At 67.7% G+C, this 23,965-nt stretch carries 22 protein-coding genes; 9 read left to right on the forward strand and 13 right to left on the reverse strand.

The window, feature by feature from the left end; translation table 11 throughout:
* Positions 1-30: 30 nt before the first annotated feature.
* Genes FHR95_RS14930 through FHR95_RS14945 form a run of 4 tightly spaced genes read left to right on the forward strand, consistent with a single transcriptional unit; the run spans position 31 to position 3,727 of the window.
* Positions 31-1,425 carry an MFS transporter gene (locus FHR95_RS14930; protein ID WP_183315003.1) on the forward strand — a complete coding sequence of 465 codons (1,395 nt, stop codon included), beginning with the start codon at positions 31-33 and terminating at the stop codon, positions 1,423-1,425.
* A 47-nt stretch (positions 1,426-1,472) separates the two neighbouring features.
* Positions 1,473-2,051: a single-stranded DNA-binding protein gene (ssb, locus tag FHR95_RS14935; protein ID WP_040183095.1), complete on the forward strand. Its 579-nt coding sequence runs from the start codon at positions 1,473-1,475 to the stop codon at positions 2,049-2,051.
* 24 nt (positions 2,052-2,075) lie between these two features.
* Entirely contained in the window at positions 2,076-2,966 is an 891-nt protein-coding gene (locus FHR95_RS14940; RefSeq protein ID WP_183315004.1) for a sugar nucleotide-binding protein, read from the forward strand.
* Entirely contained in the window at positions 2,963-3,727 is a 765-nt protein-coding gene (locus FHR95_RS14945) for a lysophospholipid acyltransferase family protein (RefSeq protein WP_183315005.1), read from the forward strand. The genes FHR95_RS14940 and FHR95_RS14945 overlap by 4 nt, the downstream gene beginning before the upstream one ends.
* Before the next feature lie 74 nt (positions 3,728-3,801).
* On the opposite strand, the gene fabB is transcribed toward FHR95_RS14945, so the two are convergent.
* Positions 3,802-5,019 (reverse strand): beta-ketoacyl-ACP synthase I, encoded by a 1,218-nt coding sequence (gene fabB, locus FHR95_RS14950; RefSeq protein WP_040183090.1) that lies wholly within the window; start codon positions 5,017-5,019, stop codon positions 3,802-3,804.
* 13 nt (positions 5,020-5,032) lie between these two features.
* A complete protein-coding gene (fabA, locus tag FHR95_RS14955) occupies positions 5,033-5,548 on the reverse strand; it encodes a 3-hydroxyacyl-[acyl-carrier-protein] dehydratase FabA (protein WP_040183089.1) in 516 nt (171 codons plus the stop codon).
* Positions 5,549-5,855: 307 nt separating this feature from the next.
* Here fabA and FHR95_RS14960 point away from each other — a divergent pair, with 307 nt between their 5' ends.
* A complete protein-coding gene (locus tag FHR95_RS14960) occupies positions 5,856-7,724 on the forward strand; it encodes a putative bifunctional diguanylate cyclase/phosphodiesterase (RefSeq protein ID WP_183315006.1) in 1,869 nt (622 codons plus the stop codon).
* On the opposite strand, the gene FHR95_RS14965 is transcribed toward FHR95_RS14960, so the two are convergent.
* The 9 genes from FHR95_RS14965 to FHR95_RS15005 form a co-directional block, all read right to left on the reverse strand.
* Entirely contained in the window at positions 7,674-8,201 is a 528-nt protein-coding gene (locus tag FHR95_RS14965; protein ID WP_183315007.1) for a DUF2878 domain-containing protein, read from the reverse strand. The two genes, FHR95_RS14960 and FHR95_RS14965, sit on opposite strands and share 51 nt — an antisense overlap.
* Positions 8,202-8,206: 5 nt before the next feature.
* Positions 8,207-9,475, reverse strand: coding sequence for a class I SAM-dependent methyltransferase (locus tag FHR95_RS14970; RefSeq protein WP_052448495.1), 1,269 nt, complete (start codon positions 9,473-9,475; stop codon positions 8,207-8,209).
* On the reverse strand, positions 9,472-10,251 hold the full coding sequence (locus FHR95_RS14975; RefSeq protein ID WP_183315008.1) for a DUF1365 domain-containing protein: 780 nt from the start codon (positions 10,249-10,251) through the stop codon (positions 9,472-9,474). Before FHR95_RS14975 ends, FHR95_RS14970 begins: the two co-directional genes overlap by 4 nt.
* Complete coding sequence (locus FHR95_RS14980) at positions 10,248-11,621, reverse strand: NAD(P)/FAD-dependent oxidoreductase (protein WP_183315009.1); 1,374 nt, start codon at positions 11,619-11,621, stop codon at positions 10,248-10,250. The genes FHR95_RS14975 and FHR95_RS14980 overlap by 4 nt, the downstream gene beginning before the upstream one ends.
* The gene (locus FHR95_RS14985) at positions 11,618-12,412 is read right to left on the reverse strand and encodes an SDR family NAD(P)-dependent oxidoreductase (RefSeq protein WP_183315010.1); all 795 of its coding nucleotides are present in this window, start codon (positions 12,410-12,412) and stop codon (positions 11,618-11,620) included. Before FHR95_RS14985 ends, FHR95_RS14980 begins: the two co-directional genes overlap by 4 nt.
* Before the next feature lie 26 nt (positions 12,413-12,438).
* On the reverse strand, positions 12,439-12,873 hold the full coding sequence (locus tag FHR95_RS14990) for a nuclear transport factor 2 family protein (RefSeq protein ID WP_183315011.1): 435 nt from the start codon (positions 12,871-12,873) through the stop codon (positions 12,439-12,441).
* A gap of 27 nt (positions 12,874-12,900) precedes the next feature.
* A complete protein-coding gene (gene phrB / locus FHR95_RS14995) occupies positions 12,901-14,319 on the reverse strand; it encodes a deoxyribodipyrimidine photo-lyase (protein WP_183315012.1) in 1,419 nt (472 codons plus the stop codon).
* A 13-nt stretch (positions 14,320-14,332) separates the two neighbouring features.
* Positions 14,333-15,247, reverse strand: coding sequence for a MerR family transcriptional regulator (locus FHR95_RS15000; protein WP_040183076.1), 915 nt, complete (start codon positions 15,245-15,247; stop codon positions 14,333-14,335).
* 124 nt (positions 15,248-15,371) lie between these two features.
* Positions 15,372-16,430: an NAD(P)/FAD-dependent oxidoreductase gene (locus FHR95_RS15005; RefSeq protein WP_183315013.1), complete on the reverse strand. Its 1,059-nt coding sequence runs from the start codon at positions 16,428-16,430 to the stop codon at positions 15,372-15,374.
* A gap of 105 nt (positions 16,431-16,535) precedes the next feature.
* On the opposite strand from FHR95_RS15005, the gene FHR95_RS15010 reads away from it, so the two are divergent.
* Positions 16,536-17,441, forward strand: a complete 906-nt coding sequence (locus FHR95_RS15010) for a TIGR01777 family oxidoreductase (protein ID WP_040183074.1) — start codon at positions 16,536-16,538, stop codon at positions 17,439-17,441.
* 132 nt (positions 17,442-17,573) lie between these two features.
* On the opposite strand, the gene rapA is transcribed toward FHR95_RS15010, so the two are convergent.
* Positions 17,574-20,522, reverse strand: coding sequence for an RNA polymerase-associated protein RapA (gene rapA, locus FHR95_RS15015; protein ID WP_183315014.1), 2,949 nt, complete (start codon positions 20,520-20,522; stop codon positions 17,574-17,576).
* A 114-nt stretch (positions 20,523-20,636) separates the two neighbouring features.
* Positions 20,637-21,437, reverse strand: a complete 801-nt coding sequence (locus FHR95_RS15020) for a TlpA disulfide reductase family protein (protein ID WP_183315015.1) — start codon at positions 21,435-21,437, stop codon at positions 20,637-20,639.
* 115 nt (positions 21,438-21,552) lie between these two features.
* On the opposite strand from FHR95_RS15020, the gene FHR95_RS15025 reads away from it, so the two are divergent.
* Genes FHR95_RS15025 through FHR95_RS15035 form a run of 3 tightly spaced genes read left to right on the forward strand, consistent with a single transcriptional unit; the run spans position 21,553 to position 23,896 of the window.
* The gene (locus FHR95_RS15025) at positions 21,553-21,795 is read left to right on the forward strand and encodes a hypothetical protein (protein WP_040183070.1); all 243 of its coding nucleotides are present in this window, start codon (positions 21,553-21,555) and stop codon (positions 21,793-21,795) included.
* Positions 21,796-21,853: 58 nt separating this feature from the next.
* Positions 21,854-23,350: an SLC13 family permease gene (locus tag FHR95_RS15030; protein ID WP_183315016.1), complete on the forward strand. Its 1,497-nt coding sequence runs from the start codon at positions 21,854-21,856 to the stop codon at positions 23,348-23,350.
* Positions 23,351-23,359: 9 nt separating this feature from the next.
* Positions 23,360-23,896 carry a universal stress protein gene (locus FHR95_RS15035; protein WP_246378618.1) on the forward strand — a complete coding sequence of 179 codons (537 nt, stop codon included), beginning with the start codon at positions 23,360-23,362 and terminating at the stop codon, positions 23,894-23,896.
* Positions 23,897-23,965 lie beyond the last annotated feature (69 nt).

Here is a 23,965-nt window from a genome sequence, read left to right on the forward strand (position 1 = left end):
GAGGGTCCGTCCACGGAAGTTCGATCCGCCATGCGAAAGGTCTCAGGACTGCTGTTAGCCACCGAGCGTCGTGCCATCACTGGGCTGGCGGGGCTCTATGCCACGCGCATGCTGGGCCTGTTCATGGTGCTTCCGGTGTTGGCCCTGTATGCCGATGACCTGGCCGGCGCCACGCCGCTGCTGGTCGGTCTTGCGCTGGGCGTCTACGGCCTCACCCAGGCGCTGCTGCAGATTCCTTTCGGCCTGCTCTCCGATCGCCTGGGGCGCAAGCCGGTGATCGCCGCCGGCCTGGCGCTGTTCCTGCTTGGCAGCGTGGTGGCCGCCGGCGCCGACACCATCGGCGGAGTGATCCTGGGACGCTGCCTGCAAGGCAGCGGCGCCGTGGCCGCGGCGATCATGGCGCTGCTCGCCGACCAGACCCGCGAGCAGGTGCGCACGGCCGCCATGGCCACTATCGGGCTCTCCATCGGCGTGGCGTTCGCCGTGGCCATGGTGCTCGGCCCCTGGCTGGCCGCAGGCGTCGGCCTGGCCGGCGTCTTCTGGTTCACCGCGGGGCTCGCCCTGCTGGGCATGGTGGTGCTGTGGAAGCTGGTGCCGCCGGCACCGCGGCGGGTGCGCCACCGGGACGTGGGCATGGATCGCGACCAGCTGCGGGGCATCCTCTCGAGCAGCGAGCTGTGGCGCATGGACGCCTCGATCTTCGCCCTCCATCTGGTGCTGATGGCGATCTTCGTCGCCGTGCCTTTCCGGCTGGTCGAGGCAGGTATCGCCGTCGAGCGTCATGGCCTTACCTACCTGAGCATCATGCTGCTGGCCTTTCTGGTGATGGTGCCGCTGGTGATCATCGCGGAGAAGCGGCGGCGCATGAAGGCCATGTGCCTCTCGGCGATCACCGCGATCACCCTGAGCCTGTTCGGGCTGGCCGGTCTCGGCGACGGGTTCCCGGCGCTCTTCGGCTGGCTGCTGCTGTTCTTCGTCGCCTTCAATCTGCTCGAGGCGACACTGCCCTCGATGCTCAGCAAGCTGGCGCCGGCCGGGGCCAAGGGCACGGCCATGGGGGTCTATTCTACCAGTCAGTTCCTGGGGGCCTTCCTGGGCGGGGTGCTGGGAGGCGCCCTGGTGCAGCAGTGGGGGTTGCCCGCGGTTTTCATTGGCTGCGGCCTGCTGGGCCTGGCCTGGCTGGCGGTGATGGCCGGCATGGCGCCCCCTCGCCACCTGACCAGCGAAGTGGTGGCGCTGGACGGCAATGAGCAGGATGATGCGCTGGACACCCTGATGGCGCGATTCGCCGACGTCGCCGGGGTGGAAGACGTGCTGGTCGTCCCCGAGGAGCGCCTGGCCTATCTCAAGGTGGATCGCCAGCGTCTCGATGAACAGGCGCTGGCCCGCGTCACCGGTTCCGGGAATCACCACAGCGGCGCCTGAGCCGCGTATGATCCTTACAACGTATTCATGACAGCAAGGAGTCCCTCATGGCCCGCGGCATCAACAAGGTCATCCTCATTGGCAACCTGGGCCAGGATCCCGAGGTGCGCTTCACGCCCTCCGGCACCGCCGTTGCCAACCTCAACCTGGCCACCACCGATACCTGGATGGACAGGCAGAGCGGCCAGCGCCAGGAGCGCACCGAATGGCACCGCATCGTGCTGTTTAACAAGACCGCCGAGATCGCCCAGCAGTACCTCAAGAAGGGCAGCAAGGTCTATATCGAGGGCCGTCTGCAGACCCGCAAGTGGCAGGACCAGAACGGCCAGGACAAGTACAGTACCGAGATCGTTGCCAACGACATGCAGATGCTCGATTCCCGTGGCGGCGACTTCGGCGGTCAGCAGGGCGGCCAGTACGGCGGTCAGCCTCAGCAGGGTGGTTACGGCAACGCGCCGCAGCAGGGCGGCAACTATGGTGGTGGTAATCCGGGGGGCGGGCAGCCTCAGCGTCCGGCTCCGCAGCCGGCTCCCCCGCAGCAGGGTGGCGGCCAGCAACAGGGCGGCAACTATGGCGCGCCGGACCCGGGCAGCTTCGATGATTTCGACGACGAGATTCCGTTCTAGGCAGGCGTCCGCCGAGGAGTTGCCGTGAAGCTGCTGATTCTGGAGGCCGGGCACTGCCTGAGCCTGGCACTGGCTCGCGAGGCCAATCGGCGCAGTGACACCGAGCTCACCATCGAGCCGGGCCTCTCGCCCGACCTTGCGCTGCTGGAGGAACTGCGCCCGGATGCGCTGGTGATCCCGCCGCTGTCACGGCCGATCACCGCCGAGCCGGCGGCTGTCGTCGCCCATGCCGAGGCGGTGGAACGCTGCATGGTGGCGTGTCGCGAGTTGGCTATCCCGCTGGTGTGGTGCGTTTCTGACCAGCTCTACGAGGATGGCCTGGATCTCCCCATCGACGAGCACGTGATCCCCGAGCCTCGCGACGACAGCCTGAGGCGGCTGATTCGCACCGGCGACCGTATTCGTGCCGAATATCCTCGGCATCTGATCGTGCGTCTGGGCCCGCTGTTTGCCCTGGATGGCAGCCAGGCCTGGCTGAGCGAGCTGCTCGATACCCTGATGGACGGCGGCGAATTGCGCGCCGAGTCCGACGTGATCCTCTGCCCGACCTCGGCGGATGCCGTGGCCATGGCGCTGATCGGCATGCTTCAGCAGCAGTACTGTGGGGCCGAGGCCTGGGGCAGCTATCACCTGGCCGGCACCGAGCCGGTGAGCGCTTATACCTTTGTCTCCATGGTGCGCACTCAGCTTGCCACGCGGCTCGAGGGGCTGGGCGAACGGGTTGCGCTGGGCGATGCCAAGGCCCTTAATCATCATCACGACCACCCCCTGCGACGCGTGCTCAACTGTCGTCGGGTGCTGGAGGTGTTTGGCGTCCACCAGAAGCCCTGGCGACTCGAGGTGGGCCGCATGCTGGACATCTGGTGCCTGGCCCGAGATGACGACAAGCAAGCCGGAGAGGAGATGACACGTTGATCAACGTTATCCGCAGCCTGGTCTTCTATGCCGGCTACTTTCTGGCCATGCTGGTCTGTGGCGTGCTCTTTCTGCCGCCGGCGCCCTTCCTGCCGCTGCGTTCCCGCTATCGCCTGCTCAACCTCTACAACCACTTCATCATTGCCTGGTTTCGGCTGGCCTGTGGGGTGCGCCATGACTTCCGTGGCCACGAACGGTTGCCCGAGGGCCCTTGCGTCATCCTTGCCAACCACCAGTCAGAGTGGGAGACCGTCTACCTGCAGCTGCTGCATCCGCCGGTCTGCACGGTGCTCAAGCGGGAGCTGCTGAATATCCCGATCTTCGGCTGGGGGTTGCGATTGCTGCACCCCATCGCGCTGGATCGCAGCAAGCCTGCTCGTGCCATGAAGCAGGTGCTCACCCAGGGCAAGACCCGCCTCGACGAGGGGCTCTCGGTGCTGATCTTCCCCGAGGGCACCCGAGTAGCGCCGGGTAACCGGCGACGCTACAACAAGAGCGGCACGGTGATCGCCTGCCGCGCCGGTGTGCCGGTGGTACCGGTGGCCCACAACGCCGGGGAGCGTTGGCCGGGACGCCACTGGGTCAAGCGCCCGGGGCGTCTGTCGCTGGAGGTCGGCGAGCCCATCGAGACGGCCGGCCGCACGTCCGAGGAGGTGATGGCCGAGGTGGAAGCGTGGATCGAGGCGCGGCTGGCCGAGATCTCCGAGGTGCCGCGCCCGGCAACCGCCGCCCCGCCGATCACCGACAAGCCGTTGGCCTGACGCTGTCCGCCCCCCGCCACGCAAGAGGCGCCCCGTAGGGCGCCTCCTGTCTTGCGGCCGTGTCCGATGGATCATCAGTCGCGAAGCTTCTCCAGCACCAGGCAGGCGTTGGTGCCGCCGAAGCCGAAGCTGTTGGAGAGGATGCGATCGATCTTCACGCCGTCGCGACGCTGAGTGACGATATCGAAGCCGTCGGCCTGTTCGTCGAGGGTCTCGACGTTGGCCGAGGCGGCCACGAAGTCGTTCTCCATCATCAGCAGCGAGTAGACTGCCTCCTGCACGCCGGTGGCGCCCAGCGAGTGGCCGGTCAGCGACTTGGTCGAGCTCATCGCCGGCGTGGCATTGCCGAAGACCTCGCGGATCGCCTTGAGCTCGGCCACGTCACCCACCGGCGTGGAGGTGCCGTGGGTGTTGATGTAGTCGATCTTGCCGTCGACGGTGGCCATGGCCTGACGCATGCAGCGTACGGCCCCCTCGCCGGAAGGCGCGACCATGTCGTGGCCGTCGGAGGTGGCGCCATAGCCGGTCACTTCGGCATAGATCTTCGCGCCGCGTGCCCGGGCGTGCTCCAACTCCTCGAGCACCAGCATGCCGCCGCCGCCGGCGATGACGAAGCCGTCTCGGGCCTGGTCATAGGGCCGGGAGGCCTTGTCGGGGGTGTCGTTGTAGTGGGTCGAGAGTGCCCCCATGGCATCGAACAGGCAGGAGAGGGTCCAGTGCTCCTCCTCGCCGCCGCCAGCGAAGACCACGTCCTGCTTGCCCATCTGGATCTGCTCCATGGCACTGCCGATGCAGTGGGCCGAGGTGGCGCAGGCCGAGGAGATGGAGTAGTTGACGCCCTTGATCCGGAACGGGGTCGCCAGGCAGGCCGAGACGGTGCTGCCCATGGTGCGGGTGACCCGGTAGGGCCCCACGCGGCGCAGGCCCTTCTCACGCATCAGGTCGGCGGCCTCCACCTGGTTGGCACTGGAGGCACCGCCAGAGCCGGCGATCAGCCCGGTACGCTCGCTGGAGACCTGCTCCGGGGCGAGGCCCGCGTCCTCGATGGCCTGGGCCATGGCGACATAGGCATAGGCGGCGGCGTCGCCCATGAAGCGACGCAGCTTGCGGTCGATCAGGGCGTCCAGGTCGATGTCGACGCTGCCGGCTACCTGGCTGCGGAAGCCTCGCTCGGCGTAGTCCTCCTTGAAGCGAATGCCCGAGCGCCCGCTCCTGAGCGCCTCCAGAACCTGTTGTGCGTCGTTGCCCAGGCAGGACACGATGCCCAGGCCGGTGACTACCACTCGTCGCATGGGAGCCTCCTGTTCAGAAATTCGCGGTGGAGGTGAACAGGCCGACGCGCAGGTCGTTGGCCTGGTAGATGTCGCGGCCGTCGACGGATACGGTGCCGTCGGCCATGCCCAGAATCAGACGCCGGGTGATGATGCGCTTGATGTTGATGCGGTAGGTGACCTTCTGGGCATCAGGCAGGATCTGGCCACTGAACTTGACCTCGCCACAGCCCAGGGCACGGCCACGACCGGGGTGGCCGAGCCAGCCCAGGTAGAAGCCTACCAGCTGCCACATGGCATCCAGTCCCAGGCAGCCGGGCATCACGGGATCCCCGGGGAAGTGGCAGTCGAAGAACCACAGGTCGGGATGGATATCCAGCTCGGCGATCAGCTCGCCCTTGCCGTGATCCCCACCTTCCTCGTGGATGTGCATGATGCGATCGAGCATCAGCATGTTGGGGGCCGGCAACTGGGCATTGCCCGGACCGAACAGCTCGCCGCGTGAGCAGGCCAGCAGTTCTTCGCGATCAAAAGAGTGTTGCTTGGTCACTGAGTCGTTCCGAGAGTCGAGATTATTGTGTGCCGAAAGCGGCCTGGGCCGCCGGGCGGCTGTGCCTAGTCTACTGTCCACACACAATGAATGCACGCCAACCAGATCCGGCGCCTCGCCATGCATGGTACTGCCTCCAGCAGAAACGCGACGCGCACGTCGGGTTTGTTATCCGCGAAGAGCGTGCTTTCTGTCGAGGAGCTCTGACCGGGCGGGGGTCAAGCTTCCTGGGTGGCTGCCGATAGATCGTTAACGACTCCGACCATGCCAAGGCATGACACTATCCACCCATCGAGCATCAGTTCCCATGTGGCCAGCGTTCTCCCTCAATCGACCCATGCTCTGGGTGGCACTGTCGGCCTTCTCGGCCAGTATCTGGCTGCCCAGTATTCCCCTGCGCCTGGCGGCGGCGGTCATGGTGGCCCTCGGCCTTGTCGACGCCTGGCGCCAGGTGCGACTTGAGCACCAAAGATCGCGCCTCGGCGAGGCGGCGCTCTCTCTCTCGGAAGAGGGGGTCATCATTACCGATGCGGCGAATCGCATCCAGGCCGTCAATCCGGCCTTCACCCGCATCACCGGCTATCCCCTGGACGAGGTGCGCGGCCTCAATGCCAGTTCGCTCGTGGCGCCTCGGCACGACAAGACGTTCTTCGAGAACTACTGGCAGACCCTGCGCACCACGGGCCGTTGGGAAGGAGAAATCTGGAATCGCCGCAAGCAGGGGGATGAGTATCCCGAGTGGCTGAGAGTTCGCGTCGTCACCGATGAGTCGGGCCAAATTACCCACCATGTCTGCCTGTTCACTGATATCTCCGTTCACAAGGCCCGGGAGCGCGACCTGCAGAGGATCGGTTTCGAGGACCCGATTACCGGCCTGCCCAACCGTCGGCGACTGCATGACCTGCTGGCTTCCCGCCTGCGGCACTTGCGGGCGGGCGAGAGCCTGGACCTGGCGTTGATCGATATCGATGGTTTCAAGGAGATCAACGATGGCATCGGGGTTGAGCTCGGTGATCGGCTGCTTGCTGACTTCGGGCAGCGCTTGGCCGGGCAGGCGGCAGGTGGTGTCGTCGGTCGGCTGGGGGGAGATGAGTTCATGGTGATTCGTACCACCACTCGCAGCGACCACGACAATTGGGTCAAGGGGCTGCAGAGCCATCTGGGGCAGCCCTTCGAGATCGACCGACACAGCCTGCGATTGGGGCTGACGATCGGCAGCTGTCGCTCACCGGAGGACGGGCGTCAGTCCGGCGTGCTCTTTCAGCGCCTGGAGTCGGCCTTGTATAGCGCTAAACGCACCGGTCGTAACCTGACTCAGCGTTTCCGGCCCGCCCTCGATGTCCAGGATAGTCCGCAGCTCGGGTTGCTCAACGATCTCCGTAATGCTCTGGCCGTTGGCGGCCAGCTGGAGTTGTACTACCAGCCACAGTATCGCCTGGAAGATGACCGCCTGGCCGGGCTGGAGGCCCTGCTGCGCTGGCGGCACCCCCGCGATGGGATGATCTCTCCCGGCGACTTCATCCCCTTGGCCGAGCGACACGGGCTGATGGCGACGCTCGGCGACTGGGTGATCGACCAGGCCCTGGCCCAGATGGCGCACTGGCAGCGGATGGAGATGCCGGAGGCTACGGTGTGGATCAATATTTCGGCCATGCAACTGTTTCAGGGCGACCTGGAGACGGCGCTGGCATCGGGCCTGGCGCGTCATCGTGTGCCGGCTCGGCTGCTGGGCCTGGAGCTGACGGAGTCCGTGCTCCTCGACGAGCGCGCCGGTGATATCGCGCCGCGACTGGAAAAGCTGCGACGGCAGGGGCATGGCATCGCCATCGACGATTTCGGCACCGGCTATTCCTCGCTGGGTTACCTCAAGCACCTGCCGGTGGACAAGCTCAAGCTTGATCGTGCCTTCATTCACGCTTTGCCTGGTGACCGGGCCGATGCGGCCATTGTTTGTGCCGTCCTGGCCATGGCGCGGGGGCTCGAGCTGGAGGTGATCGCCGAAGGGGTCGAGACCGAGGCGCAGCGTGATTTTCTGCTCGCCCAGGGCTGCGCGCAGGTTCAAGGGTTTTTCTATGCCCGGCCCCGGCCGGCGGCTCAGCTGGAAGCGCAGTGGCGGGAACAGGCCTCAGCGGGCCTGTCGGCTCAGGGCAAGCGGGTTGCCGAGGCGCCGGCTTAGCGTCAGGCAGATCAGCGCCCAGGTCAGTGCCTCGGCGGGCAGTAGCCAGGGCGCCAGCTCAACCCCGGCGAGGCTCGCGCCGGCATAGTAGGAGAGCGGTCCGCTGGTGGCGCCACCCAGTACCGCCAACCAGGGATACTGCCAGAGCCAGGCCAGCGAGTGGTGAATCAGGGTCGCGAACAGCGGCCAGAGCAGCCACAGCCAGGGCGGCATCCCCCCGAGCAGCGGTAGCCCGTTAGCGAAGTCGAAGCCGCCGGCCAGCGTCAGGCCGCCGTCGACCACCAGCCCCAGGGCGGCGAAGCCGGCCAGCCAGCGCCACTCGCCGGGACGGGCCAGCCAGGCGAGGTGCAGAGCGATGATCGCCGAGGCAACCAGCAGACCGATCCGCGAGCCGCCCAGCACGCAAGCGAACCAGCCCGCCTGAAAGGCGGCCAGGTTGACCAGCATCTTCACGGGGCCATCGGGCAATGTCGCCATAGGGATTACGCCGCCCCGGTGAGCGGGGCCGGTCGCGCACCGGGCTTGGCCAGTAGTAGGTGGCAGGTGCCGATGGTGCGCTCCATGAAACCGCCCTCGCAATAGCAGAGGTAGTAGCGCCACATGCGAATAAAACGCTCGTCGTAGCCGAGTCGGCGCACGGTCTCCAGGCTGGCTTCGAAGCGATGGCGCCACTCCCGCAGGGTGCGGGCGTAGTGCAGGCCAATCTCGTCGAGGTCGATGACGTTGAGCGAGGTGTGGCGCGTCAAGCCATCGAGGATGGCGCGATGCGATGGCAGGAAGCCCCCCGGGAAGATGTAGCGCTTGATGAAGTCCATCTCGCGCTTGGCGGCCTCGTAGCGCTGGTCGCGGATCGTGATGGCCTGCAGCATGGCCTGACCGTCGTCGGTGAGCAGCCGGTCCAGGGTGGCCAGGTAGGTGCCCAGGTACTGGTGGCCCACCGCCTCGATCATCTCCACCGAGATCAGCCGGTCAAACTGGCCCGACAGTTCGCGATAGTCTTGCTGGAGCAGGGTGATGCGCTCCCCCAGGCCCTCTTCCTCGATGCGCTTCGCCGTGAAGGCGTGCTGCTCCGCCGAGATGGTGGTGGTGGTCACGTGGCAGCCGCGGGTCTTGGCCGCATGGATGGCCAGCCCGCCCCAGCCGGTGCCGATCTCCAGCAGGTGGTGGTGGGGCTGGACATCGAGTTTCTCGAGCATCAGGTCGAGCTTGTAGGTCGAGGCGTCCTCCAGGCTGGCCTCGGCGTCGGGGAAGACCGCGCTGGAATACATCCGGTGATCCTGGTCGAGGAAGGTGGCAAACAGCGCGTTGCCGATGTCGTAATGCGCGGCGATGTTGCGCTTTGAGCCGCGCAGGCTGTTGCGCTGCAGACCATAGAGGGCGCCGAGCAGCCAGCGTCCGAGACGGGCGGGGCCATTCTCGATCTCGCCGTTGACGCGCTCCAGGTTGGCCGCGAACAGCCGCACCAGCGCCACCGGGTCATCGGCATCCCAGTCGCCCTCCATGTAGGCCTCGGCGGCGCCTACGGTGCCGCCCAGCGCCAGACGCTTCCACGCCCGGTGGTGGCGCACCACCAGGGTGACCCGCAGCGGACCTCCCTGGCCTAGCAGATGGCGCTTGTGGCCGTCGATAAGGGTGATGTTGCCGCCCTCCAGGCGGTCGAGCTGGGCCAGTACCCGGGGCTTGAGCCAGCGGGTCAGCCGGTCGCCCTCGGGAGCCAGGGGGCGGGCAGTGGCGGAGCGAAGGGTGTTCACGACGAGCTCTCCTCACGCGAAGGGTGGTCTTGGCCGGGATGGTCATGGACGGGCACGCCCTTGAGCCACAGCCGTAGTGCCTCGAAATGGATGCCGGCGAGGGTCTTCAGGCTCATCCACGGCTGGCGGGCCAGGGTGGCCAGCAGCACACTGCGGGTCGCCGGTCGGGCCTGCAGGGTCAGGGTGGCGTCGAAGTGGCGCTCGCCGTTCTTCCAGTTTTCCATGTGCATCGACAGGGCGTCGCTCGGGGTGTCGAAACGCCAGCGGTAGGTCATGTCCATGGGGTTGAAGGGCGAGACGTGCATGACCTTGTCGAACTCGGCGACATGGCCATGGCGCCAAGGCGACACGGCGCAGGCATAGCGGGTGCGTTCGCCCCACGGCGTGTTGCTCACCTCGCCGAGCACCGCACGCAGCTCGCCGCGGGCATCATAGGCGTAGTAGAGCGATACCGGGTTGAAGCCCAGCCCCAGGGTGCGCAGCTGGGTCAGCACGCAGATTCGTCCGTCCGGGGCGCTGCCCAGCAGGCGCTCCAGCTCCTCGCGCACCGCCTGCTTGAGGGGGCGGTCATGGGGGGCCAGATAGTCCTCACGGCGAAAGCGCGCCAGGGCCGGGCGTCGGGCGCTGAAACCGGGCACGCCGTCGAACAGCTCCGGCAACTCGTCGAGGTCGAGCCAGGCCATCCACAGGCCATACGCGAAGGCGTGATGGCGCGGCAGGAAGCGGCGATGGCGCAGGGTCCCCCGGTAGATGCGCGAGCGTGGCGAGCGAATCATGCCACGCGCTCCTTGGCGGCCTTGGCAGGCGTGGAGGGGCGCGCTTCGTGGCGGTCGTCCTCATTGCAGCCCAGGGACTGGGCCACGCGTAGCGCACTCCAGACACCGTCCTCGTGGAAGCCGTTGCGCCAGTAGGCACCACAGTAGTGGGTGCGTTGCTCGGGCCCGGAGATTTCGCCATGGCGGGCCTGGGCCGTCTGGCCGGCGAGCGTGAACTGCGGGTGGGCATAGGTGAAGCGGCCCAGCACCTTGGCAGGGTCGATGGCGGCACCGTCGTTGAGGGTCACGCAAAACGTGTGCGGCGCATCGAGGCGTTGCAGGATGTTCATGTCGTACGTCACCGACACCCGGGTATCGTCGCCACGACCATCGAGCCGATAGTTCCAGCTCGCCCAGGCGCGCCGGCGGCGCGGCAGCAGCCGGGTATCGGTATGCAGCACCACCTCGTTGTCGGCATAGGGCAGTGCACCGAGAATCTCGCGCTCGGCGGCGCTCGGGTCGTCGAGCATGGCCAGCGCCTGATCGGCGTGGCAGGCCAGCACAACCTGGTCGAAGGCCTGGATGCCGCTGGCGGTGCGCACCTCGACCCAGTCGGCATGTCGGCGGATGCCGCGTACCGGAGTGGCCAGGTGGATGCGGCCAGCGCAGGGCGCGGTTAGTGCCGGGATGTAGCTTCGCGAGCCGCCCACTAGGGTGTGCCATTGGGGTCGGTCGCTGACCGACAGCAGCCCGTGGTGGCGAAAGAAGCGCACGAAGAACAGTAGCGGGAAGGCGCGAAGGTCGCTGATGCTGGCCGACCAGATGGCTGCCCCCATCGGCAACAGGTAGTGATGCTGGAAGTCGTTGCCGAAGCCGTTGGCCTGAAGCCAGGCACCCAGCGTCATGGCGGGGTCGAGCCGGTCGTCTTCCAGCGCCCGGGTCGCCTCGCGGTTGAAGCGCAGGATATCGCGGAGCAGGCGGTGAAAGCTGGGACGCAGCAGGTTGCGCCGCTGGGCAAACAGGCTTGCCAGAGTGTGGCCGTTGTATTCGAAATCGCGGCCCGTCTCGTGCACCGAGAAGCTCATCTCGGTGGGCTGGCTGGCCACCCCTAGCCGCGCCATGAGGCGCTGGAAGTGCGGATAGGTCCAGTCGTTGAAGACGATAAAGCCGGTGTCGATGGCGTAGTGGCGACCATCGAGCTCCACGTCGACGGTGGCGGTATGCCCGCCCAGGCGGTCGGCGGCCTCGAACAGCGTGACCTCATGGCGGCTCGACAGGTACCAGGCGGCGGCCATGCCGCCGATGCCGCCGCCGATCACGGCAATGCGTTGGGCGGTCTCGTGGCGGGGGGTGTCGAGAGGCGACGGTGACGATGTGAACGAGGCGGTCATGAACGGGTCTCCGATGCGCTGTCCTGGCGGGTCATGCGCACCCCCAGGCGATGACGCAAGGCCGGGGGGAGGATGCCCGCCAGCCTTACCAGCAGCGTGAAGCGGCGCGGGAAGTGGATGTCCAGCCGGCGCTTGGCAAGGCCCGCGAGGATCGCCGTGGCGGCTTCGTCGACGCTCACGCGCATGGGCATGGCGAAGTCGTTGCGGTCGGTCAGCGGTGTCTTGACGAAACCGGGGTGGATCAGGCTCACATCAATGCCTTCGGCCTCCAGGTCGAGGCGCAATGACTCGAGGAAGTGGCTGAGCGCGGCCTTGGAGGCGCCATAGGCCTCTGAGCGGGGCAGCGGGAGATAGGCAGCAGCGCTGGAGGTGGCGGCCAGCAGGGGCCGCCCACCCTCGGCGCGGGCCCGGCGCAGCAGGGGTAAGGCGGCTTCAACGCCATAGATGGCGCCGAAGAAGTTGGGAGCGAAAACCCGCTCGACGAGGTCGACATCGAAGTCACGGGCATCCAGGTATTCGCAGGTGCCGGCGTTGAGAATGACCAGGTCAAGGCCGCCGAAGGCTTCGTCCAGTTGCTCGCCGGCGCGACGCACGGCCTGACGATCTGCCACGTCCAGCGGCAGCAGCAGGGCGTTGTCACGGCCGGCGGCGAGCTCCTGCAGCGCCGGCTCGCTACGGGCGCTGAGCGCCACCCGATGCCCCTCGTCGAGCAGACGTTCGGCCAGGGCGCGGCCAATGCCCGAGGTGGCGCCGGTCAGCCAGATGCGCTGCCTGTCGCTCGCTGTGATCATGATCTCTCCCCTTTATCCAGTGGCCGTCAACGGCCCAGCTGTCGCTTCACCAGGCGTATGGCGCCTCCCAGCACCGGCAGTCGCTCGTAGAGCAGTGCACCGGCGTCAAAGTAGTCGCGGTGTCTCACCACTCGGCCGTCTGGCGCGAAGGCGAGGTGCGAACATCCCTCGACGTCCACTCGTCGCCCCCCATCGAGTCGCGGATGCACCAGGTGCATCGTCCAGGTGACAAACGCCGTGTCCTGCTGTTGTAGCGTGTCGTGAAATGTGAAATGACACGATGTCACGTTGTCGTACAGGGTGCGAAAGTAGCCTTCCAGCGCTTCACGGCCCTTTATATGGTGCAGCGGGTCAATGAAGTCAACGTCGTCAGTGTATACCTCGCACAGCTTCCTTGTACAGGTTTTGTCTAGTTTATTGAAGAAGGCGCAGAAGGCCTCCAGGTCAGTTGCCTGGCGCATGGTGGGGTCTCCCTAATCCACTGGTCGTCAGTCCGCGCTCAACGCCTTGAAGGCTTCCAGGGCGCGGGCTCGGGCGGCTCGGTGATCGACGATGGGCGCCGGGTAGTCGATGCTTCCCAGCAGGTCCTTCGGGGGAGCATGGCGGGCCTTTGCCGGCAGTTCGGCCAGCGCTGGCAGCCATTCGGCGAGGAAGCGGCCATCGGGGTCGAAGCGGGTCGACTGGGTGGTGGGATTGAAGATGCGGAAGTAGGGCGCGGCATCGGTGCCGGTGGAGGCGGCCCACTGCCAGCCGCCGTTATTGGCGCAAAACTCGCCGTCCACCAGGTGGCGCAGGAAGAAGGCCTCGCCATGGCGCCAGTCGATCAGCAGATGCTTGGCGAGGAACATGGCCGTGACCATGCGCAGGCGATTGTGCATCCAGCCGGTGGCAACGAGCTGGCGCATGGCGGCATCGACAATGGGGTAGCCGGTGCGTCCTTCGCACCAGGCCGCGAAGCCCGCCTCATCGTCACGCCAGGCCAGTCGTTCGGTGTGGCGCTGGAAAGCCCGATGGCGACATACCCGCGGGAAGCCGACGGCCACGTGTCGGTAGAACTCGCGCCATACCAGCTCATTGACCCAGGCGGTAAGGCCGGCATCGCCCTCGGCCAGCGCGCCATTGTTTTCGGCCATCACCGCCTGAAGACACTGTCGATGGGAGATCATGCCCAGCGCCAGGTAGGGCGAGAGTTCGCTGGTGCCGCGAATCGCCGGAAAATCGCGCTGCTCGGCATAGTGGCGTGCCCGAAAGCGCAGGAAGCGCTCCAGGCGATCGGCGGCGGGGCCCTCGCCGGCCGGCCAGTGGCGACTATCGATGGGCGTATCCGCCAGGGCGGGAAGCTCGGGCAGCGGATCGGAGGCAATATCGAGGCGTGTCTGGGGGGGCGGTGCGTCGTGCAAGGCAATGCGCTCCGCGGTCAGCTGGCGGTGCCAGGCCTTGGCAAAGGGCGTGAAGACGCCATAGTAATCGCCCTTGCCGGTGAGCAGCTCGCCAGGCGCAAAGGCCACGTCGTCGTGGTGGCCGTGGGCCGTCAGGCCGGCGTCCGCGAAGGCGTCTATGACCGCAGCATCGCGGGTGCGCTCATCCACCGGGTACTCGTGGTTGAAGTGCAGGGCGCTGGCGCCGGTCTCCCGGGCGATGGCCAGCAGGGTGGCCGGGGCCTCTTTAAAGTCGTCGATGTCGCGATGCAGCAGCGGAATGCCGAGGCCCTCGAGGTCGTCGCGCAGCGCGGCGACGCCTCGGGCCCAGAAGTCGAGTTTGTTGGCGCCATGCCCGTGGCGCTGCCAGTGGGGGAGGCTGCGCAGGAAGACGGCGACCACGGGGCCCTGCCGGGCGGCTGCGGCCAGGGCGGTGTTGTCCTGGACGCGCAGGTCGCTGCGCCACCAGACGATCACGGGGCGGGTCATTGGGGGCTCCGGTTCAGCGGACGGGAAGGCGGGCTTGAAGGCCTTGCATGGCCTCGCCGAGGTCATCGCCCAGCAGTTCGACGCGAGTTTCCTCCAGGTCGGCTTCGCGGATGCGGGCCATGGGGCCGCAGGCCATCAGCGGGACCTCGAGCTGTTCGGCCAGGCGTGGCAGCTGGCGTCGCACCAGTTCGGCCTTCTCCGCCTTGCCGCTGGCCAGCAGCAGGGCCGCGGCCTGGAAGCGCTCCACTGCCAGGGGCAGCTCGCTGCAGGGGAGGGGGGCATCGAAGAGTTGCACCCGATAGCCGCGGTCGCTGGCCGCCAGGGCCGTGAGCAGCACCCACAGCGGGGCAGGGTCATCCGGAAGGGGGGTGATTAGCAGCGTCGGGCCCTGGCCCAGCCGATTGGCATGCAGCAGTCGGGTGCCGATGCGGGTCCGCAGGAACGCCTCGAGTGTGCGACGCTGCAGCGCATCGCCGAGTTGCTCTCCCCAGCCCTCCTCGAGCTGGCGGACCACCGGCTGCCAGAGCTCGGCCAGGCAGGTTGGCACCGGATAGAGCGCCAGCGACTGGTTGAACAACTCTTCCAGTCGCGTCAGGTCCAGCGCCTGCACGGCGCTGACCAGTTGGCGACGCTGGCCGGGCCAGTCGCCGGCGGCAGGCGCCGGGGTCTCCGCGGTGTCCGGCTGCTCGAGCAACTCGCGAACCTGGCTGACCGGTACCCCGCGGTTCAGCCACTGCAGGATACGCTCGACGCGCTCGATGTCCTCGCGGGCATAGAGACGGTGACCCTTGGGGGTCCGCTGGGGCTTGATCAGGCCGTAGCGTCGCTCCCAGGCGCGCAGGGTGACGGAGTTCACTCCGGTCAGCCGGGAGACTTCGCGGATCGGATAGAGCGGGGTGTCGGCCGCACGCCGTGCCTCATCATTCATGAGCGTACCGACTCCCCTGCCGGCTCAGCGCAGCGCTCGGTGAGGGCTCGCCAGTGAGGATCGCTGGAGTCGTGGGCGAGCAGGATCAGTGTGTGTGTCATGGAAGTCTCCAGTCGCGAGAGGATCAGGGGGCGTCGGCTGACAGGGCCTCGCCGAGGTGATGTCCGGAAAGCCAGGCATCCTCGACCCGTGGCCCGCGCCAGGCATCGCCGCACAGCGCCAGGCCCATGGCGGTACGGCGGTAGTCAAGGTTGACGGCCTCGCCTGCAGCGAAGACGTTCGGCTGCGCATAGCGCCAGAGGTGGGCCCCCAGGTCACTGGGCTCGGGCAGGGTGGCGCCGCCTGGCAGGCGCTGACGGAAGGCCTCGAGCAACTCCCGCGCCACGCTCTCGGCGTCGAGGGTCAGATGGGTCTCGCTCCATTCCAGGCGCGCCAGCAGGCTGAGGCTTTCGCCCTGACCGCGGCGGCCGGGTTTGTGGTCGTTGCGGCTGACGAAGCGCAGCGGGTCGGCAGCCGGTGCCCGTTCTTGGTCGGGGTCGAGGCGCACCGCCTGCCAGTCATCGTCGACGCCCGGCAGGGCCGGCATGGCGGTATCAAAGCGGGCCCAGGCCGCCCAGCACGGGCGCTGGATCACCGCCTCGCACTCCTCGGCCAGGGCGGGGGCGTGGTCGGCCAGCAGGGCGGCGGCCTGCGGCGTGGGAATGGCGATCACCACGCGGGCGAAGGGGCCATGGCGCTGCCGGCGCTCGTCCAGCAGCCACCATTGGTCCTCCTGGGCTTCAAGACGCTCGATGCGTGTCTCGCAGACAACCTCGAGCCCCTCAGCAAGCTGACGGGGCACGGCACTCATGCGCGGGGTGCCGATGAAGCGTTCGACCTCGTCGTGGTGGCGCTGCCAGCCACTCTCGCTGATCTGCCAGAAGCTATGGGGCCAGGTGGCGACATGCCCCGCCTCCTGCCAGGCGCTCACCTGGCGGTGAAAGGCCGGGTCACGCACGCTGAAGAACTGGGCGCCAAGGTCGACTTCGGCATCCTGCAGGTGGCGGCTGGACATTCGCCCCCCGGCGGCGCGGCCCTTGTCGAACAGGCAGACGGGCAGGCCGGCGTCTTTCAAGGCTTGCGCGCAGGCAAGACCGGCGATGCCGGCGCCGATGATGGCGGTGGAAACGGGAGGCTGTGGCATGGTGATCTCGTGCAGTCAACGGCATTGATCGCTAGACTAGCAGAAGTGTACAACGGCTGTATAACTCACGGTGGCTTGTCTTATTGGTAGGGGGAGGGATTCCGGATGCGAGTTCTGATTACGGGCGGCAGCGGTTTCGTCGGACAGCGGCTCTGTCGGCGGCTTAAGGAGGCCGGGCATCGCCCCTTGGTGGTGTCGCGGGAGCCGGATCAGGTGCGCGATCGCCTGCCGGAGGAGTGCGACATCCGCCGCTCGGTGCTGGATTTCGTCGACACGCCGCCGGATGCCATCGTCAACCTGGCCGGCGAGCCGATCGCCGCCCGGCGCTGGAGCGATGATCAGAAAGAGCGCCTGATCGACTCCCGGGTCAATATCACCCGGGATCTGGTGACGCTCTGCGAGCAGCTTCACTCCAGCCAGGGCCGGACGCCCCGCGTGATGGTTTCGGCCTCGGCGATGGGCTACTACGGCGATCAAGGCGACCGCGAGGTCACCGAAGAGACCCCGCCCCACGACGAGTTCGCCCACCGGCTCTGCAAGCGCTGGGAGGAGGCTGCCCTGCCGGCCAGGGACTTCGACGTCCGGGTAGCCCTGCTGCGCATCGGCCTGGTGCTCGACCTGGGCGGCGGTAGCCTGGAGAAGATGCTGCCGCCCTTCAAACTGGGGCTGGGCGGCCGCTTTGGCGATGGCAAGCAGTTCATGCCCTGGATCCATCGCGAGGACCTGGTCCGCGCCATCCTCTTTCTCCTCGAGCGCGACGATCTGGAAGGCCCCTTCAACGGCAGTGCCCCCCACCCCGTGACCAACGCCGAGTTCACCCGCACCCTGGCCAAGCAGCTGGGGCGTCCGGCGATCTTCCCGGTGCCGGCGATCGTGCTGGAGACCGCCTTTGGCGAGATGTCGCGGCTGCTGCTGACCGGCGCCGACATGCGCCCGGCCCGACTGCTTGAGGCGGGCTTCGAGTTTCAGTTCGAGACTCTGGACGCCGCCCTGGCCGATATTCTGGGCTAACCGCCAAGCCGCCAAGCCGCCAAGCCGCCAAGCCGCCAAGCCGCCAAGCCGCCAAGCCGCCAACCCGCCAGGTAAGCGCCAGAGCAACGGGCGCTTGCCCAAGGGCAGCCGACGTAGGCCTGGCTCGCGAGCTCAGCGCGTTTCGTCACCCACGGTGACGATCACCCTCACCGCGTCGAGGCGCAGCCGGGTGCCTTCGATGGCCTGGTCCAGGGCGGTGCGTTCGTTGCGCAGCGCCTCCAGCTCGTCGGCACGCACCGCCGGGTTGAGTCGTGATAGCGCCTCGAGGCGACTGAGCTCTGCATCGAGCTCGGCGCGCATGCGCACCTGGGCGGCCTCGACGATGCTCGGCAGTTCCCGCTCGGCCTCCGCCTCGGCACCGTCGAGCAGCTCGCGCAGCCGGTCGTGGCGGCTCTTGATCAGGTCACGGGCCACCGCCTTCTTGACCTTCTTCACGGCCTTTGAGAGGCCGGTAAAGGAGATCTTGTCGGTGAGGTTGGCGCCGGACTCGTCGAGCAGCACGCGCACCGCGGTGGGCGGCAGGAAGCGGTTGAGGTGCAGACGCTTGGGTGCGGGGCAGTGGGTGCGGAAGACCAGCTCGACCATCAGCCGGCCGGCGGGAATCGCCGGGTGCTTGAGCAGAGCCAGGGCCGTATTGCCCATGGGGCCGTCGAGGATCCGACCCATCATCTCGCGCAGCAGCGGGTGCTCCCAGGAGAGACGCTGGACGTCGTCCCGGGCCAGGGCCCGCGAGCGCGAGAAGGTGGCCGAGAAGCCCTCTTCGCCCTTCGCCAGACCCGGCAGGCCGTCGAGCATCTGCGGGCTCGGCTGCAGGTGCTGGATGCCGCCGCCCAGCTCCTGGCTGTCGACGCCGAAGATGTCCAGCGCCTGGTCCAGGTAGCGGGTCAGGGCCTTGTCGGCATCGAGCTCGCGGATCGCCGCGATGACCGCATCGGCGCGCTCGTGTCGGCAGGCGTTGAGCTCCAACAGGCGGTTGCGTCCGGCATCGCGCTCGGCCAGGCGTGCCTCGAACAGCGCCCGGGTCTCCGCGATCACCTCCTCGAGCGCCTCGTCGTCGAGCAGGCTGTCGGCCAGGGTGTCGCCGAAGGCGGCATGGATCTCGCTGCCCAGGCCATGGGGCGCACTGAAGGCGTCCATGCCCTGGTGGTACCAGCGCAGCAGCTTTTCGCCGGGACTGCCGGCAAACACCGGCACATGCAGCTCGATGGCATGGCGCTGGCCGATACGGTCGAGACGGCCAATGCGTTGTTCCAGCTGGTCGGGGTGCAGCGGCAGGTCGAACATTACCAGGTGGCGGCAGAACTGGAAGTTGCGCCCCTCGGAGCCGATCTCCGAGCAGACCAGCAGCTGGCAGCCTTCCTCCTGGTCGGCGAAGGCCGCCGCGGCGCGGTCGCGCTCCACCAGCGAGAGCCCCTCGTGGAACACCGGGGCCTGGTAGCCGCCGAGCACGCGCAGCCCCTCGGCCAGGCCCATGGCGGTCTCACGGTCATGGGCGATCACCAGCACCTTGTCATCGGCGAAGCCGCCCTCGCCGTCATCGGCGAGGCGCTCCAGCAGCCAGGTCACGCGCGGGTCGAACTGCCACCAGGGCTCGGTGTTGAGCGGATCGTCGGTCAGCGCCCGGTACGTGGCATCCGGGTAGATCAGCACCTCGGGATGGTCGAGGCCGGTCTCGATCAGCAACTCGTCCAGATAGTCCTCGTCGCGCGCCAGGCGGCGCAACACCCGGCGGTAGGAGGAGGGCGCCTCGAGCTCCTCGATATGCAGGCGGCGCGCCGGGAAGCCTCCCACATGGCGGCGACTGTTGCGAAACATCACCCGGCCGGTGCCATGGCGATCCAGCAGCTGGTCGCGCAGCTGGTCACGGGCGGCGGCGTGCTGGTCGTCGCCGCGCTCGGGGTCGGCCAGGGTGTCGAGCAGCGCCAGGCTGTCGGGCTCGGCGATCACCGCGGCGACCCGCCCGCGGTCGGTGTCTTCGCCCGGCAGGCGCTCCAGGGCATCGATCGCCTCGGCCACCTCCACGTAGTGCTGCTCCTCCTCGCGGAAGGCCTCGAGACTGTGGTAGCGGTCGGGGTCGAGCAGGCGCAGCCGGGCGAAGTGGCTCTCGAGGCCCATCTGCTCCGGAGTGGCGGTGAGCAGCAGCATGCCTGGCACCTGCGCCGCCAGGCGGCCCACACAGGCGTAGCCGGGGCCGCTCTGTTCCGGGCTCCAGTCCAGATGGTGGGCCTCGTCGACGATCAGCAGGTCCCACTCGCAGGCCAGCGCCTGCTGCTGGCGATGGGGGTTGGCGAACAGCCAGTCCTGGCTGGCCAGCACCAGCTGGCCGGCCTCGAAGGGGTTCGCCTCGCCTTGGGCCTGGCTCTGCTGCTCGTCAAGCAGGGTGACCTCGAGGGCGAAGCGGCGCAGCAGCTCCACCAGCCACTGGTGGCTCAGGCTTGCCGGCACCAGGATCAGCGCCCGTTCGGCGCGGCCGGTGAGCAGCAGGCGATGCAGGATCAGCCCCGCCTCGATGGTCTTGCCCAGCCCCACCTCGTCGGCCAGCAATACGCGCGGCGCGTGGCGGCGGGCTACCTCGTCGGCGATATAGAGCTGGTGAGGAATCAGGTCGATGCGCGGACCGGCCAGGCCGAGCGCCGGGTTCTGCTCGATGCGGTGGAAGTGGTGCAGGGTGCGAAAGCGCAGGTCGAACCAATCGTTGCGGTCGACCTGGCCGGTGAGCAGGCGGTCGCGGGCCTGGTCGAACTGCATGGTATCGGCGAGCCGCGCCTCGGGCAGTTCGCACAGCTCGCCGGCGTCGTCCTCGCCGATGTAGACGATCAGGCCGCCGACCTCCTTGCTGTCGTCAACGGTCATCTGCCAGCCCTCGGTGGACTGGATGCGGTCGCCGCTGCCGAAGGCCACCCGGGTCAGAGGCGCGTTGCGGCTGCTGTAGGTGCGGGTTTCCTGGCTGGCGCCGAAGAGCACGGTGACGCTGCGAGCGTCGACGTTGAGGATGGTGCCCAGGCCGAGTTCGGCCTCGCCGTCGCTGATCCAGCGCTGGCCGGGAGAGAAGTCGCTCATGGTGCCTCGGGGATGCTTGGGATCGGTTCGGTGCCGCAGGCCACACCCGGCCCGGCGGCGACAGGGCGCGGTATCTTACAGCAAAGCCCGGCGCGGCTTAAGCACCGGTGACGATCAGCGCTCCTCCAGCCAGGTCGACAGCTGGGCACGGGTGAGCTCACCGACATGCTGATCGAGGGCGCGCCCCTCGCCGTCGAACAGCAGTGTGGTGGGCAGGCCCGGCGATTCCGTCAATACCATCAGCCGCTGACGCGGGTCGAGCAGCGCCTGGTCGATATCCAGGCCCTGGTCGTCGAGGTAGCGCACCACCTGCAGCAGTTCCTCGCCCTGGTTGACGATCACCACCGTGACCCCTTCCCGGGCGTCCGCCTCGGCTAATAGTGGCATCTCGCGACGGCAGGGTGGGCACCAGGTGGCCCACAGGTTGACGACGATCCGCTCACCGGACAGCGAGGTCAGGTTAACCTCCTCGCCGTCGAGGTTCTCCAGGGTGAGGTCGGGCATCTCGCGCAGGGCCATGCCGCCGCCGAGCGGCGCCAGGGTGACCAGCGTCAGCCATAGCAACGAGGCACCCAGTGCCAGCCCCATGCCGCCCAGCATCGCCCCCAGCCGGTCGCGCAACGACCAGGCGGTCCAGCCCAGCGCCGCCAGCAGGCCCCAGAGGCCCTGGTAGCCGGGCTGCCAGAACTTGAGGATATCCAGCGGCGCCTCGGCGTAGGTGTCCAGGTTCATCAACCCATGCCCCAGGCGGGCGCCGACCAGCCAGGCCAGCAGCAGGCCGTTGAACCAGCGCGCATGGCGTTTCCGGGGCAGGCCGAGCAGGAAGGCGCTGGCGGCCAGCAGGACCAGCGCGGCAACGAAGGCATAGAGGCGCGGCAGCGCGATCAGGACGGGCCCCAGGGCGATGGCATCCATGTCGTGGCGGTGACTCCGGGAGGTCGGCGACGGGCGCCGCAGCGGGTACACTGGGCGAATTCGTTTCGCCAAGCCTACTGCCGGCGGGCAGGGCTGTCATCCAGCGGGAGCACTCATGTCACGACCGGCCTTCGATACCCTGCGCGCCCTGGCGATCGCCAGCCAGGCGACGGGCTTCATCCTGATCCTGACCCTGGAGACCCTGATGGGGGATGCCGCGCGCCCCTGGCAGGGCTGGACCCTGGCCGCGATGGTGGCCGCCGCGCTGTGGATTGCCCTGGTGCGACTCTATCGCCGCAACAAGGCCCGCAAGGCCATGGCCAGGCGCCTGGCCGACGACGAAGACGATGCGGCCTGACCCGGCAGCACGATTTATCTGACACCCCGCCGGGAAACGCCGACAACAGGGAGGCACCATGTCCGATTCGACGTCCGTGGACCCCGCGCCGGGATCGCCGTCGCGCCCGGCGCGCCTCAAGGTCTTGGTGGGGTTGCTGCTGGGGCCACTGGCCTTTCTGTTGCTGACGCTCATGGATGCCCCGGCCGAGATGCCGCCGGCGGCCTGGCAGGTAGTGGCACTGGTTGCCTGGATGGCGGCCTGGTGGGTGCTGGAGCCGGTGCCCATCGCGGTTACCGCGCTGTTGCCGGTGGCCGTGTTGCCGGTCATGAGCGTCGCGCCCATCGACCAGGTAGCCGCTCCCTACGCCAATCCGCTGATCTTTCTCTTTCTCGGCGGCTTCCTGCTGGCCGAGGCCATTCAGCGCTGGAACCTGCATCGGCGCATCGCCATGCTGGTGTTGCGGGTCTCCGGGCTGCGCCCCGACCGGCTGGTGGGTGGCTTCATGGTGGCCACGGCGGCGCTGAGCATGTGGGTCAGCAATACCGCCACGGCGGCACTGATGGTTCCCATCGGCATCTCGGTGCTGACCATGCTGGAGCGAGAGGGCGGTGAAGGCGCCAGTCACCATATGGCCCTGACGCTGCTGCTGGGGATCGCTCTGGCCGCCAACATCGGCGGCATGGGTACCCTGATCGGTACGCCGCCCAATGCGCTGCTGGCCGGTTTCATGGCCGACAACTACGACATCGAGATCGGCTTCGCCCAGTGGATGCTGGTGGCCGTTCCCCCCGCCCTGTTGCTGCTGGCGCTGGCCTGGTGGCTGCTGACCCGCTGGGTCTACCCGGTGAGCCACGACGAACTGCCGGGAGTGGCGCAGATGCTCCACGAGCAGGCCCAGGATCTGGGGCGCATGAGTCCCCCCGAGCAACGCGTGGCGGCGCTCTTCGCCCTCGTCGCCGTGGCCTGGGTCACCCGGCCGCTGCTGGAGGCCTGGCTGCAGCTGCCGCTCAGCGATGCCGGCATTGCCGTGATCGGGGCCCTGCTGCTGTTCGTGGTGCCGGCTCGCTGGCATCAGCGCCAGTTCCTGATGGACTGGGACAGCGCCCGTCAACTGCCCTGGGGGGTGCTGGTACTGGTCGGCGGCGGACTCAGCCTGGGCACGGCGATCGAAGGCAGCGGCCTGGCCGCGGCGGTCGCCGAAGGGCTGGGAGCCTTCGGTGCCTGGCCCACCTGGGGCCTGGTGGCGATGGTCGTGGTGGTAGTGATGCTGATGAGCCACGTGACCAGCAACACCGCTACCGCGGCGGCGATACTGCCGCTGACCGCCTCGCTGACCGTGAGCCTGGGCGCCAGCCCGCTGCTGCTCTCGGTGCCGGTCGCCATGGCAGCGAGCTGCGCCTTCATGCTGCCGGTGGCGACTCCGCCCAATGCCGTGGTCTTCGGCAGCGGCCGCTTGAGCGTTATGGAGATGATGCGCGCTGGCGCCCTGGTGGGCCTGGCGGCGATCCTGGTCATCACCCTGGTGGTGTTTGTGCTCGCCATGCCGGTGCTGGGCTTCGGCTGGAGCGTTTGATCCAGGACATTGCCGGATAGCCTGCAACGTCTAGGCTTGGTGCAGGAGGGGTGCCCCGCGGTATCCCGATATGTCACTGAAAGGACCGATATCATGTACCAGTCAATCCTCGTTCCCGTCGACGGCTCCAGTCATGCCGAAAAGGCGCTCAAGGTTGCCGTACAGCTGGCAAAGGGGACATCCGCCACCCTTCACCTGATGACCGTGGCTGAATTCCCGCCGGACAATATCGGCCTGTTCACCGGCGGCACACCCGAACCCTTTTCCGAAGAGGAGCGCGAGAAGCTGGCGGCCGGAATGAAGGAGGAAGCCCACAAGGCGATTGATGCGGCACGCGCCGCTGTCGATTTTTCGGGCGTCGATGTTGATGAGGTGGTCCGCCAGGGCCGGCCGGCGGAGCTGATCACCAAGGAGGCCGAGAAGCTTGGAGCCGATGTCATCATCATGGGCAGCCGCGGCATCAGCGACGTGCGCGGCATGGTGTTCGGCAGCGTTTCCCACAAGGTCAGCCATACCGCCGACTGCTCGGTCATTACCGTGACGTGACCGCGCGGCCTCCGCCTGGTTTGTTGCTCACGCCCGTGCCGCTCTCGTGCAGCGACCGGGCGTGATGCC

The organism is Halomonas fontilapidosi (genome assembly GCF_014192285.1).
Lineage (GTDB): Bacteria > Pseudomonadota > Gammaproteobacteria > Pseudomonadales > Halomonadaceae > Halomonas > Halomonas fontilapidosi.

What these genes read in the sequence shown, in the direction of transcription:
- rapA (WP_183315014.1), bottom strand. Translation starts at nt 20,522, where the DNA reads ATGAGCGACTTCTCTCCCGGCCAGCGCTGGATCAGCGACGGCGAGGCC.
- FHR95_RS15005 (WP_183315013.1), bottom strand. Translation starts at nt 16,430, where the DNA reads ATGCCACAGCCTCCCGTTTCCACCGCCATCATCGGCGCCGGCATCGCC.
- FHR95_RS14980 (WP_183315009.1), bottom strand. Translation starts at nt 11,621, where the DNA reads ATGACCGCCTCGTTCACATCGTCACCGTCGCCTCTCGACACCCCCCGC.
- FHR95_RS14930 (WP_183315003.1), top strand. Translation starts at nt 31, where the DNA reads ATGCGAAAGGTCTCAGGACTGCTGTTAGCCACCGAGCGTCGTGCCATC.
- FHR95_RS15030 (WP_183315016.1), top strand. Translation starts at nt 21,854, where the DNA reads ATGTCCGATTCGACGTCCGTGGACCCCGCGCCGGGATCGCCGTCGCGC.
- ssb (WP_040183095.1), top strand. Translation starts at nt 1,473, where the DNA reads ATGGCCCGCGGCATCAACAAGGTCATCCTCATTGGCAACCTGGGCCAG.
- FHR95_RS14975 (WP_183315008.1), bottom strand. Translation starts at nt 10,251, where the DNA reads ATGATTCGCTCGCCACGCTCGCGCATCTACCGGGGGACCCTGCGCCAT.
- FHR95_RS15010 (WP_040183074.1), top strand. Translation starts at nt 16,536, where the DNA reads ATGCGAGTTCTGATTACGGGCGGCAGCGGTTTCGTCGGACAGCGGCTC.
- FHR95_RS15020 (WP_183315015.1), bottom strand. Translation starts at nt 21,437, where the DNA reads ATGGATGCCATCGCCCTGGGGCCCGTCCTGATCGCGCTGCCGCGCCTC.
- FHR95_RS14990 (WP_183315011.1), bottom strand. Translation starts at nt 12,873, where the DNA reads ATGCGCCAGGCAACTGACCTGGAGGCCTTCTGCGCCTTCTTCAATAAA.
- phrB (WP_183315012.1), bottom strand. Translation starts at nt 14,319, where the DNA reads ATGACCCGCCCCGTGATCGTCTGGTGGCGCAGCGACCTGCGCGTCCAG.
- fabB (WP_040183090.1), bottom strand. Translation starts at nt 5,019, where the DNA reads ATGCGACGAGTGGTAGTCACCGGCCTGGGCATCGTGTCCTGCCTGGGC.
- FHR95_RS14985 (WP_183315010.1), bottom strand. Translation starts at nt 12,412, where the DNA reads ATGATCACAGCGAGCGACAGGCAGCGCATCTGGCTGACCGGCGCCACC.
- FHR95_RS15025 (WP_040183070.1), top strand. Translation starts at nt 21,553, where the DNA reads ATGTCACGACCGGCCTTCGATACCCTGCGCGCCCTGGCGATCGCCAGC.
- FHR95_RS14965 (WP_183315007.1), bottom strand. Translation starts at nt 8,201, where the DNA reads ATGGCGACATTGCCCGATGGCCCCGTGAAGATGCTGGTCAACCTGGCC.
- FHR95_RS15000 (WP_040183076.1), bottom strand. Translation starts at nt 15,247, where the DNA reads ATGAATGATGAGGCACGGCGTGCGGCCGACACCCCGCTCTATCCGATC.
- FHR95_RS14960 (WP_183315006.1), top strand. Translation starts at nt 5,856, where the DNA reads ATGTGGCCAGCGTTCTCCCTCAATCGACCCATGCTCTGGGTGGCACTG.